This is a genomic window from Mucilaginibacter phenanthrenivorans (assembly GCF_024721155.1).
GTDB classification, from domain to species: domain Bacteria; phylum Bacteroidota; class Bacteroidia; order Sphingobacteriales; family Sphingobacteriaceae; genus Mucilaginibacter; species Mucilaginibacter phenanthrenivorans.
In genome coordinates this window covers 59,216-74,494 of record NZ_JAHVAP010000018.1, presented here as the reverse complement: position 1 = coordinate 74,494, position 15,279 = coordinate 59,216, and the positions used below count along the sequence as shown (strand labels likewise).

Sequence of the window (15,279 nt, the reverse complement as noted above, 5' to 3'; positions counted from 1 at the left end):
GGGTTTGTAACCCGCGCCGGTGTGTGTCAATTATTTAGACAGATAGGTCATACCGCCGTCAACAAGGAGTTCGGCGCCAAGCATAAACGAAGAATCGTCAGAGGCCAGGAAAACTGCAGTTTTGCCAATGTCACCTGGTTGCCCGATCCTGCCTATCGGCATTTGATCTGCAAAGTGTTTTTTGACCGCTTCCATTTGTTCCGCGGGAACAAACTTGTCAAACGCCGGGGTATCCGTGGTGCCCGGCGTGATCACATTTGCCCTGATCTTCCGGTCTAACAGGTCGCTCGAAAATCCTTTGGCTAAATAGATCACAGCCGCTTTTGCAGCGCCATAAAGCGTAAAATTCGCATAGGCCCGGTGGGCAGCATTTGACCCGATCAGAATAATCGAACTGCCATCATTCATATAAGGCAAAGCTTTTTGAACCGTGAAATAAACACTCTTCAGGTTCAGGTCAATGGCCTGGTCAAACGCGGCTTCGTCAAAAGTCGCTACCGTTCCAACCGCTCCGGCACCCGCATTGGCGACAACCACGTCTATTTTACCAAATTTTTCAGCGGTTTCGGCAAATACCCTTTCCAGGTCGGCAACATTGGTTACATCGGCATTTATGGCTATAAAATTATCACCAAGCTGGGCCACAGCACTAGCTAAAGTTTCCTGGTTTCTGCCGACAATAGCACCCACAGCACCTTCATTTTTAAACGCTTCAGCAATACCAAACCCGATACCGCTATTGCCGCCTGTAATCACAGCGACTTTATTTTTTAATTTATCCATTATTTCTTTTTTTTAAAGATTGAGCGACAAAGGTAGATCAGATAAGTTATTTATAGTAACTTTGTACCGATAAATAACAGTAACATAGAGGTAACAAAGTAACATTGTGATGTATCAGATTAAAGATTTGCAAGAGCAAAGGAAGGAGAACGAGAGCCGTTCAAAATTTAATGGGGGTGTTAAAAAAAACCTATTGAATTAAACAACAGGGCTTTCCGGATTTTGTTTTTTATTTAAATAAAGAGGGGTAACTCAATAACATTATGAAGTGCGTAATAACAGAGTTCCAGCAGGAACAAAAGAAAAGGATGAGGTCCGTTCAGGATGCTATGGACGCATTAAACGGCAAATGGAAGATCGCTATTATCTCGTCGATTTGCTGCTACGGTAAAAGACGATTTTCTGATATCCTGAATGATGTTGAAGGTGTTTCCAACAGAATGCTGAGCAAAGAATTGAAAGAACTGGAACTCAACCAGCTGGTGAAACGGACCGTTTTACCTACACAACCTATAACGGTTGAATATGAATTGACGGAACACGGCAAAACGCTGCAAAGGATCATCAGTGAACTTTCAGATTGGGGAAATGTACACCGGGCGAAAATTGTCGGGAAATAATGTTGGTTTTTGTTGCATTTAATTATTTTAACCTGCAAATTGAATCACATGAAAATATTCATCTCCGGCTCAGCAGATGGACTTGGATTGCTGGCTGCCAAAGCATTAATTAAGCAAGGGCACGAGGTGGTACTGCACGCGCGCAACGCGCAGCGCGGCGAACAAGCATTGCACCGGGTAACCGGTGCAAAGGATATGCTGACCGGCGACCTGGCTGATCCGGACGAAACCAAAGCCCTTGCGGAAAAGGCGAACGCTTTCGGAACTTTTGATGCCGTTATTCATAATGCAGGCATGTACCGAACCGGGGCGCAGCAACTGTTACAGGTCAATACCCTGGCGCCCTATCTGCTAACGGCATTGATGAACCGGCCCAGGAGATTGATCTACCTGAGTTCAGGCATGCATTTATCGGGACACCCGGAATGGACAAATAGTCCGTCTTATTCGGACACCAAGCTCCATGTGCTCATGCTGGCCAAAGCCCTGGCGCGGAAGTGGCCTGGTGTTTATGCAAACGCAGTCGATCCGGGTTGGGTACCCACGAAGATGGGCGGCGCAGGCGCCCCGGATGACCTGGCGCAAGGGTATCAAACGCAGGTCTGGCTCGCCGTCAGCGACGATCCTGGTGCGCTGGTCAGTGGACAGTATTTCCACCACCGGAAACCGGCCCATTATAACCGTTTGGCTGATGATGTTTCCTTGCAGGACCAACTGCTGGCCGAATGCGCGCGCCTAACCGGCGTATCCATTTAATTTCAACCTCAGGTGCCCCAAATAATGCTTGCGGGATTGGTCTATAAAAACCCTACATTGTCCTCAATCCGCACACTAACCGTTTTACCCCATGACTGTCGCCGGTGCTGTTCTTTCGTTCCTTTTTATTTCGCTCTCGTCCGCCGTGCTTTACAGCCGGATCGCGAAACTGCGGAGCAAGCAAAAATCAGGCACAGACGATTACAGCCGCCTGTTTGATGAGCTGCCCATCCCGATGTATATTTATGACCACCTCACTTTCCGCTTTCTTGCGGTTAACGCCGCAGCCGTCGACCAGTACGGCTACAGCAGGGAGGAGTTACTTAGGCTGAAAGTCACCGACATACGGCCGCCGGAAGAAATTCCCGCTTTCCTGAAGTTCCATGAAACCATCCTGAAAAACCGCCTGGATGCGGGCCGCTGGCTGCACCGGAACAAGGAAGGCCGGACGTTTGAGGTTCAGGTTTTCACGCATGATACCCGCTTTGAAGGAAGGGCCGCCCGGCAGGCATTGGTCTTTAACCTGGACGAAAAGACCAGGGCCGAAACGATCCTGAGGGAGAAATCCGCCGAGCTTGAAAATATGCTCGATAGTATCACGGACGGTTTTTACGCGCTGAACAGCAATTGGGAGGTGACCTTTATCAATAAGGCAGCCGAACGCGCCCTGTGCTGCAGCAAGGAAGAAGTGATGGGCAAAAACCTTTGGGAGTTTTTCCCGCGTTCCCGGGAAGGCAGGTTTTACGCCGAATACGAGCGCGCCATGACCGAAAGGATCAGCGTGCATTTTGAAGAATTATATGCGCCGCTGGGGGTTTGGGGTTCGATGAACGTGTACCCAACGAAAGATGGTATCGCCGTCTATTTCGTGGATATCACCGAACAAAAAAAGATCCAGGAAAAGATCTACAACGATGGGCAGAACCTACGGGCCATCATTAACAATACCCGCGACCTGATCTGGTCCGTGGACAGGCAATCCCACATCATTACCGGCAACCAGGCTTTCCGGGACCGGGTACAGGAGCTGACCGGGAAAAGCGAAACCGAGGTGACCCATGCTGATTTTGTACAGGAAAGGCTGAAGGTTTTTTTCGAAAGCTATGAGCGGGCCTTTAAAGGTGAGGCTTTCAGCATCGTCAGGCAGCGGGAGATAGATGGCCGGCAGGTTTACGAGGAACTGAGCTTTAACCCGATCCGGGACCTGCATGACGAGGTTATCGGCGTGACCTGCTTCCTGCGTGACATTACCGAATCACAAGAGCACCTGCACAAGATCGAAAAACAAAATGAACGATTGCGGGAGATCGCCTGGATCCAATCGCACCGGGTACGCGCGCCGCTGGCCAATATTCTCGGCCTAACCCAGCTGATCGACCTGACGGATTCAACTGATGCCGAAATCATTCCCAAAATAAAAAAAGCCGCAGAAGAACTGGATAAAGTGATACTTGACATTACGGCGCTGACAGACGACCTGATCGACCCCGGAACTGCGTAAAACAAATTTTGTTAAAATTGATTGTATACCTGTACACACGTTTCATCCTATCCGAAATAGCAGTTCGCTTAAGCGCAAAATAACTTATCCTGGCTTCCTGTTTATGTAGGTTTATACAATTGATCCAAACGTAATCATGAACATACGTGATAAAAACCCTTTTTATGTCGTAGGTATCGGTTTGTCTATTGGCGGGATCGATCCGCTGACTGAAATTCTTTCCTGCCTGCCGGCACATTCCAACGCAGCCTTTCTGATCATCCAGCACCTGGACCGGGCCTATCCCAGCAAACTGGCGGAACGCCTGCAACCTTTTTCCAAATTGAAAGTAAATGTGGCCGTACAAGGCATGCAACTGAAATGCGGCGAGGTGTACGTATTGGCGGAAGGGCAAATGATGACGATTGAGGATGGCAAGCTGGTATTAAGAGCACGCCACGCCGATGAAAAGGTCAACAAGGCCGTAGATATCTTATTTTATTCGATGGCCGAAGACCTGGGCCGCCGGGCCATCAGCGTGATCCTTTCGGGTCTGGATGGCGATGGTTCTCTCGGTGCCGCGCAGATCAAGCTGCGTGGCGGCATGACCATCGCGCAGTTACCGGCAACGGCACAGCATCCTTCGATGCCGGAGTCTGCCATCAGAAGCGGGCAGACGCGTTTTATCCTGAAGCCGCAAGATATCGCCGGTGCAATCGGGAAGCTGACCGGTGTTCCCATGGCTTGACGTATAAATTTGATCACCTAACCTTTTTTTTTTGAAATCGCAAAAGGCTTGTTGTAAGCGTGACGCTTACATTTGCTGTGGTTTACATCAGCAGCAATAATTCAAAACCTTCCACAATGATTTATTCATTCCTCAACCCCTTTACAGGATTTGCCGTAGCTGATCTCATCGTCCGGAAACTGATAGTTGCAAGTGCTATTAACATAGCCCCTGCGCCTGCCAGTATAAATACCCATAGGCTCAGGCTGGTATGATAGGCAAATTTCTGCAGCCATTTATGCATAAAGAACCATGCTATAGGCGATGAAATCAGTAATGAAACAGCGATCAGTATAACCACTTCCTTATTCAGCAGCGTTAAAATATCGCTTATGCTGGCGCCCAGCACTTTCCGGATACTGATCTCTTTGATCCTTCTTTCGGTGGTAAACATTGCTAACCCAAACAAGCCCATGCATGAAATAAAGATGGTGATCAATGTTGCTGTTCTCGTGAGCCACTGTGTTTGCTGATCGCTCTCGTATAACCGGGCAATGGAATCGCCCAGGAAAGCATAATCAAAAGGTTCTTCCGGATAAATTTTCTTCCATTCCCTGGCAATTCTGTCTGCCAATAATGGCATATCACCTTTTTGGTATTCAGCCGGCGTTAGCTTTAGCGCTATGCCTATTTGCACCTTTGGGTCATTTTCAATAACCACAGGCATAATTTGCTGGTGGAACGAGCTTTCGAAAAAATCAGCCACCACGCCGGCTATTGGATAAGCTTTACTTTGAGGGCCTGATAGGAACTTGCCAACAGCTTTTTTAGGATCATTGAAACCAAGGGTCCTTGCGGCAGTTTCATTTATAAGGTATTCTCTTGCACTGTCGCTGCGCAACAAATTACGGCCAGCAACTATTTTCATATGATAAAACGGCACAAAGTTTTCATTACCCGAATGGATGGAAGCCTGGATTTGTTTTTCACTGCTTCCCTGCAGTTGTATACCATTGCCCATATGCGCAAAACCCATCGGCGGAAAAGCTTCCGTTATAACCTGGCCGACGCCGGGTATTTGTTTGATTTTTTCGGCAAGTACCTTCATTTTGCCTGTATGATCGTTCCAAAGGCTTCTTAAGGTGATAATGTTACTCGTTTTAAAGCCCAGATCGCGGGTTTGCATATAACTGATCTGCTTATCGATCACAAGGGTCGCTGTAATAAAAATAAGCGATATGGTAAATTGAAAAACGATCAGGCTTTTGCGCAGATAGCCTTTATTACCCGTTTTTTCATTTATTTCACCTTTAAGGCTCGAAACCGGCCGAAATACGGATAGTAGCCTTGCTGGGTAAAAACCTGACAGTAATGTAGTAAAGATGGCGATACCGACAAGAAACGCCCAGTCGGTATACGCGGAGTAATCGAATTTTACGCCCGGCGGTATATATGCGGCAAACAAATTCAAGAGGGGCCTTACAGCAATTATTGCTATGGCTACCGCCAGTAAAGCCAAAGTAAATGTTTCTGTTAAAAACTGGAAAAGGATAGCGCTTTTTCCGCTGCCAAGTACTTTGCGTATGCCAATTTCTTTGGTTCGTTGTACGGATTGTGCAGTAGACAGGTTGATAAAATTTACAGCGGCAATAAACAATATAAATATGGCGACTGCTGAAAGGATATATAAAACGCTTAAGTCAGCTTTTCTTCCTTCACCGCCATATTCCGGATGAAAATGAATGCCCGTAAATGGCTGAAGTTGTATATGCAATTTGGTATGCGGATCGGGGTCAAGATGCCTTTTGATGAATGATGGGAATTGTGCATCCACTTGCGTTGGATTAACGCCGGCAGGCAATTTTACCAATTCCTGGCTGCCATGGTTCAGCATGTTCCAATTGTTCAGTTGGATCTGGTTTTTTAAAAAACTGCTGTTGATGGTGCTGAACGAAATAAAATCAGAAAAGTCGAAATCCGAATTTTTGTTCCAGTCTTTCAGGATGCCCGTCACCGTTACGGTAAGCGAATCATCGTAAGTAATTGTTTTGCCAATCATCTCATCTGGCTGCAGATCGCCAAAGTAAGTTTTCGCACGGCTTTGGGTAAGCACAACGGTCATCGGCTTGTTTAATGATGTTTTTTTGCCACCACTTAACCAGGTATAAGGCAATATGTCAAAATAACCCGATTCAGCGATTATCCCTTCTGTCTCATCGAATGCTTTAATTACTTTTTCACCTTGTTTTATCTTCACTTTGGGGTTATAATGCTGAAAAGCTGCCACAGTCTCCAATCCGGACATTTCACTCCGCATGGCATCAGGCATCGGTGCCTGCACCGAATTCCAATGCGCATCGTCCGGGTTTTTACCGCCTGCTATGCTTCCATCGACGCAATAAATGCGCGCTTTATCGGGGTGAAAGTTGTCAAAACTGAATTCGTAACTTACTACCAGGTAAATCACCAGGCAGCCGCAAATACCCAGCGCAAGACCCGTAACATTGATGGCGGAATAGGTTTTATGGCGTATGATGTGGCGCCAGGCATTTTTTAAATAATTTCTAAACATATAATTGCGGTTTAATTTTCCATGAGACCACCTCAGCGTGGTTTCCTGGTTCGAAATTATCGGCGCAAATCTGGAACGATGTGTCAAATTATAAGATGGCAGTTCTTTTTTATATTCGGCAGGTGTTTTTCCAGTCATCTCTTTGAATGCACGGTGAAAGGTACTTGGAGAGTTGAAGCCGGAATCATAGGCGATGCCAATCAGTGTGATATGGTCGTAGGCGGGGTCCTGCATTTTCCGGATTACTTCGGCAACCCGATATTCATTAATAAAATCGTTAAAACTTTTTTTAAGTGCAGTATTGATGATGCGGGATAATTCATGGGTAGTCAGCTCAAGCTTTTCAGCAAGTGCAACTAAACTCAGTTCCGGGTCCTGGTAATACAAGTTGGCTTTGACGATCGTCTTCAGCCAAATGCCCTTTTGCCTCAATTCAGCCGGAGGCTTTGGTTTAAAAACAGGATATGCTTGGACCGTCATTCCCGCTTCAGGCTTGAAAAGAGCCCGGGCCGCTATCCGGATCATCATTATCGCTAAAATAAGATATAGAGGATAATAGGCATGACTGCCTAAGTGGTAATAGTAATCTGCTGCTATGATGGGGATCCATAATAACCATAACACACCGAATCCCATCAGCAAGCGACGCAGCCACTGCAATTCGTACCGGTACCGGTCACTCACATCATTGAATTTCAGCCGTTGGTAAAAGCGTTCTATCAACTTAAAAGACCAATACAAATAGGCGGCAACCGAAATAAACGCCAATAGCTGCAATAACGGGTTCAACTGACGAAATATCAGCGTATCATAAGTAGCCGCGCCGGCCCTCATGCTCTCCTTAATCTCCAATACCAGAGCGCCCTGTTGCAACAACAAGGGGCCAAAATGCAGCAGGTCCGTCCAACTAAGCTTATATTCCGGCCGGGTTATTTTAAGCACATAAAAATACATCAGCGGCCCCAGCGCCAGCGAAAATTGCAGCGGTAGCCAGCTCCAATGGGGGAAGTCGGTTCCAGGTCCCATTTCGATGCCCACCTCGCGGATTATCCACAAAACGACTGTTACCAGCGCTAAGGCCATAAAACGGTTTGCGGCTCGGCTAATCCTTTTGGTAAACCACAATTGCAGGGCAAAAGTCAGCCCGACAAATATCGTCCCCAGGAAGGCGAGATTATACAGGGTGATATGGGGAGTATAATTATTCAATGGAACTATTTAAACGCTATCGCTACCCCAAACTTATAACATATTGATATATAAAAAATTGCATAATATAAAATATTGGGATACCCATAAGCGGCTATTCGCTCCTCAAACTATCTACCGGGTTAGCAATGGCCGCCCTTATGGATTGGAAACTGATGGTAACAAAAGCAATGAATATGGCGGTTAGCCCTGCTACGGCTACTATCCACCAGGATACATCGATGCGGTAGGCAAAGCCCTGCAGCCATTTGCTCATGGCCCACCACGCTATTGGCGATGCGATCAGGATGGAAATGAATACCAGTTTTATAAAATTCATCGATAACATACTTACGATACCAGATACGCTGGCACCTAACACCTTGCGGATGCCTATTTCCTTATTGCGCTGTTCGGCAGCATAGGCGGCCAAACCAAATAATCCCAGGCAGGCTATCAAAATCGCCAGCGTGCTAAAGGCAATAAAGAGTGTGCCGATCCGCTGTTCTGAACGATAAGTGGCATCAAAATCCTGATCCATAAATGAGTAGGCAAATGGCTGGTTGGGCGCCAGGCTTTTCCACTTACTTTCAACCTGCGATAATAACGCGGGCAGGTTAGCTGTTTTTATTTTGGCGCTAATCGCTCCCCTGTCCTCGGCATCGTATAAAACTGCAGGGCCAATTTCATCGTGCAACGAGCTAAAATTAAAGTCTTTCATTACCCCTATAATGTGGTAGGGTTGTACGCCGTAACTGTCCCTGAAAACGGTTTTGCCCAGCGGATTTTTCACACCAAGGCGTTTTACAAACGCTTCATTTACAATAACGGCTGCTGTATCAGTTGCCATCTGGCTGGAGAAATTGCGGCCGGCCACTAGCCGAATACCCATCGTGCCAATATAGTCCTCGTCTACCGGCCAAAATTGGGTCAGTATATCATCTTTCATATCAATAGGCAGGTGAGGGAATAAAGCGGTTGCAATCCTGTCTTGTCCGGTAGGAAGGTAGCCGCTCATGGTAGCGCTGGTCACTCCCGGAAATTGTTTTAATTCCTGTTTCAGCAGTTTGGCGTTTTTGCCTAAATTATTTACGTTATTGATGACCAAAACCTGGCTGCGGTTAAAGCCCAGGCTCTTGCTATGAATGTAATTTAATTGGTTATAAATAACCAGCGTGCCGATGATGAGAAAGATGGAAATGGCGAACTGGAAAACCACCAAAAAACTGCGCAGAAAGCCCCCCTTAAAGCCAGCCGAGATTTTTCCCTTTAACACATCAATAGGCTGAAAGGCAGACAGGAAAAGTGCCGGGTACGACCCTGCCAGGAAACTTATCACCAAAACAAGGCCAAGCAATGATGGCAATAACCAAACCATGGATTGAACGGTAAAGGATAGCTGCTTATCGGCCACGTGGTTAAATAATGGCAATAACAACCACACTAAAACAAGGGCTATTATCGTAGCGATTAAAGTAACCAGGAACGACTCCGTTAAAAACTGGGCAACCAGGTATTTACGGGCCGAGCCTAATACTTTGCGCACCCCAACTTCCTTGGCCCGGTTTGACGACCGCGCGGTAGACAAGTTCATGAAATTAACACAGGCAATCAGCAAAATAAATATCGCGATCACTGAAAATATATAAACGTATTGGATATTGCCGCTTTTACTCAGCTCATACTGGCTGCTCGAACGCAGGTGAATATCAAGCAATGGCGTTAAAACTACGCGGAAATAATTATCGCCGGTGCTCCATAGTTTGGGGGAGTAGGAATTAGCTATCTCTATTTTGGTTATAGCGGCCTGGAGCGCCTTTACGTTGGTGCCGGGCTTTAGCATAAGATAAGTGTGGAGTCCGCCAAAGCCCCACGAGTTCACCTTGCTTTCGGGGATTGACGAAAAGGAAACGAATACATTATAGTTAAAATGCGATTGGGCCGGAATATCTTTCAATACGCCGGTAACCTTGTAAAAGCCGGTGTCATTTAGTGTCAGCACCTGGCCTATAACGTCCGTTTTATTGAAGTATTTTTTTGCTGCGCTTTCAGTAAGTACAACGCTGTGGGGCTCGGTCAAAGCGCCCGACGGACTACCCGCAATCATTGGCAGTGTGAAAACATCAAAAATATTCGGTTCGGCAAAAATTATGTTGTTCTCCTGGATGTCATTAGTGCCTTTTTTGATGAAATATTTACGGGGAGAAATGAAAAGCGATTCGGTCGGCAGCATCCGGGCGTATTTCGCTATGCCCTGTAAGCTCTTGATATTGGCCATCAATGGCGCTTCAGATGCCGCGTACGAGCCCTCGTTGCCATTAAACTTTACCTGTTCGGTAATGCGGTATATGTTGCCGGCGTTAACATTATAACGGTCGTAACTCAATTCATCAACCACATAAAAAACAATGAGCAGGCAGGTTGCCAGGCCAACTGACAAACCCAATACATTAATGGCAGTAAATCCTTTATTTTTTTTAAGGCTGCGCCAGGCGGTTTTGAAGTAATTTTTAAACATAAAGTTGCGATTTAATTTTTCGTGTGTCCACGTCGGAGTGGTTTTATGGTACGAAATTATCGCTGAAAATTGGGTATGATGCGTCAAATTATAAGATGGGCGCTGTTTTTTTAGCTCATTTTTATATTCCGCAGCACTTTTTCCGGTCATTTGCTTGAAAGCCCGGTTAAAAGTAGATTTTGAATTGAAGCCTGATTCAAATGCAATACCCAGCAGCGTTATATTATCATACGCCGGGTCCTGCATTTTGCGGGCCACCTCTGCAATTCGGTATTCATTAACAAAATCATTGAAGCTCTTTTTAAGCGCTGTATTGATGATGCGGGATAATTCATGGGTAGTCAGCTCAAGCCTCTCGGCCAGCAAGGTTAAGCTTAGTTCAGGATCCTGGTAATAGCGGCCGGTTTGTACGGCTTTCTTAAGCCAAATACCCCTTTGCTTCATTTCTGCTGGAAGCGGTGGCTTTAAAAACGGAGCAGGATTAGGCAAAATACTCACCTCCGGCTTTGAAAATGCTTTGGCCGCAATCCAGATAGTTATTACCCCTAACAGGAAATACAAAGGATAATAAAAATGTGCGTCCGAATGGTAATAGTAACCGGCAACGGTAAAGGGTATCCATAACAGCCACACTATGCCAAAACCTATAAGCAGCTTATGCAGCCACCGCATTTCGTGCCGGTACCGGTCGCCGCCGGTAAATTTTAGTCGCCGGTAAAAGCGCCCGATCAGCCTATGCGATGCGTAAAGGTAGATGCTGACCGAAACAAACGCTGCCGCGTACAATACCGGGTTTATTTGCCGAAAGATTAACGTATCGTAAGTAGCCGCACTTGTCCTTGCGCTCTCGCTAACTTCCAATGCGTGGGCGCCCGACTCCAGCAGCAGCGGACTAAAATGCAACAGGTCCTTATACCTGAAATTATATTCTGGCCGGGTTATTTTAAGCACATAAAAATAGATCAACGGTCCCAGCGCCAGCGAAAATTGCAGCGGCAGCCAACTCCAGTGCGGCAAACCGGTTCCAAGTCCCATATCAATGCCCACCACCCGGATCATCCACAAAACAATGGTTGCAAGAGCCAAGCCAAGAAACCGGTTTGCAGTTCGGTTGATCCTTTTGGTAAACCATAATTGCATGGTAAAAGTCAGCCCGGTAAATATCGTTCCCAGGAAGACCAGGTCGTAAGGGGTGATATGGAAAGTATATGCATTCAAGTAAATCAACTACCGCAATCGTTGTTCCAAATTACTAACTTGTTGACATATAGAAAATTGTGCTTTTATTTACACCATTCATTGTAACGATATTGAACATCGGGCCGTTCGGTTTTGAATTGAAAATAAAAAGCCTGCTGTCGGTCAGCAGGCTTTTCTCTATTTCTTCAACGTAGTTTCAAACAGCTTAAAGATGCGTTTATATTCGTCCGTCCAGCTGCTGGGTTGTACAAAGCCGTGGTCTTCTACCGGGTAGGAGGCCAATTCCCAGTTTTCCTTGTGCAGCTCGATCAATCGCTGACTCAGGCGGATAATGTCCTGGTAGTTTACGTTTTGGTCAACCATGCCATGCAGCATCAGCAGGTTGCCTTTAAGCCCGTTCGCAAAATATATCGGCGAGCTTAAACGGTAGGACTTTTCATCATTGTAAGGCTCGTTCAAAATCTCGTCGGTATAGCCGTGGTTGTAATGTGCCCAGTCGGTAACTGAACGGATTGCGCCGCCTGCCGCCCAGGTATCAGGCTCGGTAAACATGGCCATCAGTGTGATAAAACCACCGTATGAGCCGCCGTACAAACCAACATGTTTAGGGTTAACGCCATATTTGTCAACCAGCATTTTTACGCCGTCTTCCTGGTCGGTTAAGTCCTTGCCGCCCATGTGGCGGTAGATGGCGGTGCGCCAGTCGCGACCGTAGCCTGCGCTGCCGGAGTAATCAATATCCAAAACGGTATAGCCGTTATCTGCCAGCATATTGTTAAACATGTACTCGCGGAAATAGCTGCTCCACCAGTAATGCACATTTTGCAGGTAGCCTGCGCCATGCACAAACACTACAGCCGGCTTGGCAGGGTCCTGTTTTTCAGGAACGTACAAACGCGCATACACATCGCTGCCGTAACGGTTTTTAAAGGTGATCACCTGTGGTTCGCGCCACGCGTATGATTTAAATTCTTCTGTCGTTGAGTTGGTAACCTGCTCAGCCTTTGCACCAGGTTTGTTTGGCTGCACGTACAGTTCCCATGGCTTGTTGGAATACGAGTAACGGATAGCCACCCATTTTTCATCCGGCGATAAGGTTACTTCGTTGCCGCCCTTCATGGAGGTAATTTTAACAGGTTCGCCGCCGCTTACCGGGATGCGGTAAAAATGCGTAATGCCTGGGTGCTCCACATTGGCGGTGAAGTAGAAAGTCTTTTTATCGTTTGATAAATGCAGGGTTTGTACCTCGTATTTACCGGTGGTCAGCTGTTTTTTAGTACCGGTGGTAACGTCCAGCAAATAGATGTGGGCGTAACCGCTGGCTTCGCTTTCAAAGTAAAAATGGGTGTTATCCGTCCAGCCTACATTACCCTGACCGGGACCACCAACCCAGGCATCGTTATGCTCGCGATCCATCAGGGTTAAAGCGCCTGTTGCCGGGTCAAGCTTCATGATCCATTTGTCTTTATTGTCCTGTGCCGATACTTCAACAATGGCATTTTTACCATCCTCGCTCCAAAACGGACCGCGGATTTCCACCTGCCTGTCAGCATTCGTTTTGGTGCGGCGTTCCTGCTCCTTCGGATAATCTTTCACGTAATCAGGCAGGTCTTTTATACCCGGGATAGCCGAGGTAACTATTTTATAAGTAGTATCTTTTTGCGTGTCAAAAACAAACGACTCATACGTTGTTTGCGGGCCGCCAACCTTGGTGCGGTTTGGAATATCCTCGGTAAAACCGGATGCAGTTACATAATCAGGAACGATGGCACTTTTCACACCCTCGGGATATTTTGCCAGCCTGTAGGTGATATAACGCCCATCCGGACTAACAGCAACCGAACCAACCGACTTATCATCAACGGCAATCTCTTTTAATTTTTTTACTTCGAAGTTCTTGCGTTCTGCCGAATCGAGCTTGCGGTCCTTATCCTTTACTTTAATGATATCGAACAATTCCAGCTGCTCGCTTTTTAGCCAGCGTTCCTGGTCGTTACCGGTTGCTACATCAGCAGCTCCACGACGTGCGCCACCGCCTCTTCTGCCTGCCGCCGGGGTAGGGGTCGCCGATGCGCCATGGGTAAAGTTGGTGAGTTGCACCAGCTCGCCGCCATTTATTTTCAGCGAATAAAGGTTCTCGCCGCGCTGAAAGATCACCTTGCTTTCATCACCGCTAAAGGTAGCGCTGCTTTCCCGGTCGACGGTATTGGTGAGCTGCTGAATTTTGCCTGTTTTTAGGTCAGACAGCCAGATATCGCCGTTCTTTTCAAACAGTTTTATGGTACGCTTTTTATTCCATTCGCCATATTCCGGGATCAATGCTTTTTGCGCCTCAAGGCTTACCTTTTCGGGTTTTATGTTTGATGGGGTGATGGCATATAGCTGGTCGCGATCGGCATTCTCCGGGTTCCAGTTAAAATAGATCTTTTTGCTGTCATCGCTCCAACGGATGTTTGACGGCGCAACACCGATCCATTTGGGATCGCGCATTATTTTTTCGATGGATAAGGGGCCAAGCTTCTGGGCAAAAGCGCCGGTACAGATGGGAAGAAGTAAAAGGGTAAAAATTCTTTTCATTGCGGTCAGTTTATCATGAATGATTAATTGGAAAGGCTTAAACTGATTGCGTTATTTATTAACTCAATCAACCACTCACCTAATCAACTTAATCAACCTCACAATATAAAGAGTTTCCCTAATCATTCGTAATTTTAACACTGTTTTGTTACAATATGGAAATTAAGGGACGAGGTTTTACGCTGCGCGGATGGAGGACGACTGACGCAACGGCGCTACAAAAACATGCCAATAACGGCAATGTGTATGCGTTTTTGTTTGATAGGTTTCCCCATCCATACACCATGGAAAATGCCATTGAGTGGATCAGCTTAATGCTGAACCAGGATCCATTTCTTTGCTTTGTAATTGCTATTGACGGCGAACTGGCCGGCGCGGTCGGAATCGAAATGCGTACTGACGTTTACCGGAAATCCCCCCTGATTGGCTACTGGCTGGCCGAACCGCATTGGGGCAAGGGCATTATGACCAATGCGCTAAAATTAGTTGTCGATTATGCCTTCGCTAACCTGGATATTAAGCGCCTGCAAGCCGGTGTGTTTGGCAATAATCCGCGGTCCATGCGTGTGCTGGAAAAATGCGGCTTTGTAAAGGAGGGCGTTTCAAAAAGCGCTATCATTAAAAACGGCGAGGTTTTGGACGAACATATTTATGCCCTGGTGCCCTAACTCCCTCTCTTGCTTCAGCATACCATTTCCCGGATATTCCCTTTAGCTCTTGATGCCAAAACCCTCCTCTAAAACAAAACACGCTCCCCCGTGTTGATACTATAACTCAATTATTAAAACCATAGCGCACTCCGATTGCCCGTTACCAATACCCCCGTATACAAGCCGGCCCGAATACACCACGGTAAAT

The 15,279-nt window shown here is 46.7% G+C and carries 9 protein-coding genes; 5 read left to right on the top strand and 4 right to left on the bottom strand.

Annotated elements, in window-relative coordinates; translation table 11 throughout:
• Positions 1–30: 30 nt before the first annotated feature.
• Complete coding sequence (locus KXD93_RS28310; RefSeq protein ID WP_258140931.1) at positions 31–783, bottom strand: glucose 1-dehydrogenase; 753 nt, start codon at positions 781–783, stop codon at positions 31–33.
• A gap of 263 nt (positions 784–1,046) precedes the next feature.
• On the opposite strand from KXD93_RS28310, the gene KXD93_RS28305 reads away from it, so the two are divergent.
• The 4 genes from KXD93_RS28305 (at position 1,047) to KXD93_RS28290 (ending at position 4,387) form a co-directional block, all read left to right on the top strand.
• Positions 1,047–1,403, top strand: a complete 357-nt coding sequence (locus KXD93_RS28305) for a winged helix-turn-helix transcriptional regulator (protein ID WP_258140930.1) — start codon at positions 1,047–1,049, stop codon at positions 1,401–1,403.
• Positions 1,404–1,451: 48 nt separating this feature from the next.
• Complete coding sequence (locus tag KXD93_RS28300; protein WP_258140929.1) at positions 1,452–2,159, top strand: SDR family NAD(P)-dependent oxidoreductase; 708 nt, start codon at positions 1,452–1,454, stop codon at positions 2,157–2,159.
• Positions 2,160–2,250: 91 nt separating this feature from the next.
• Positions 2,251–3,660, top strand: coding sequence for a PAS domain S-box protein (locus KXD93_RS28295; protein WP_258140928.1), 1,410 nt, complete (start codon positions 2,251–2,253; stop codon positions 3,658–3,660).
• A gap of 136 nt (positions 3,661–3,796) precedes the next feature.
• Positions 3,797–4,387, top strand: coding sequence for a chemotaxis protein CheB (locus tag KXD93_RS28290; RefSeq protein ID WP_258140927.1), 591 nt, complete (start codon positions 3,797–3,799; stop codon positions 4,385–4,387).
• A 121-nt stretch (positions 4,388–4,508) separates the two neighbouring features.
• Here KXD93_RS28290 and KXD93_RS28285 read toward each other — a convergent pair whose 3' ends face one another.
• The 3 genes from KXD93_RS28285 to KXD93_RS28275 form a co-directional block, all read right to left on the bottom strand.
• Positions 4,509–8,147, bottom strand: a complete 3,639-nt coding sequence (locus KXD93_RS28285; protein ID WP_258140926.1) for an ABC transporter permease — start codon at positions 8,145–8,147, stop codon at positions 4,509–4,511.
• A 94-nt stretch (positions 8,148–8,241) separates the two neighbouring features.
• Positions 8,242–11,862, bottom strand: coding sequence for an ABC transporter permease (locus tag KXD93_RS28280; RefSeq protein WP_258140925.1), 3,621 nt, complete (start codon positions 11,860–11,862; stop codon positions 8,242–8,244).
• 159 nt (positions 11,863–12,021) lie between these two features.
• Positions 12,022–14,421: a prolyl oligopeptidase family serine peptidase gene (locus KXD93_RS28275; RefSeq protein ID WP_258140924.1), complete on the bottom strand. Its 2,400-nt coding sequence runs from the start codon at positions 14,419–14,421 to the stop codon at positions 12,022–12,024.
• Between the two features lie 155 nt (positions 14,422–14,576).
• On the opposite strand from KXD93_RS28275, the gene KXD93_RS28270 reads away from it, so the two are divergent.
• Positions 14,577–15,089, top strand: coding sequence for a GNAT family N-acetyltransferase (locus KXD93_RS28270; protein ID WP_258140923.1), 513 nt, complete (start codon positions 14,577–14,579; stop codon positions 15,087–15,089).
• Positions 15,090–15,279: the final 190 nt, after the last annotated feature.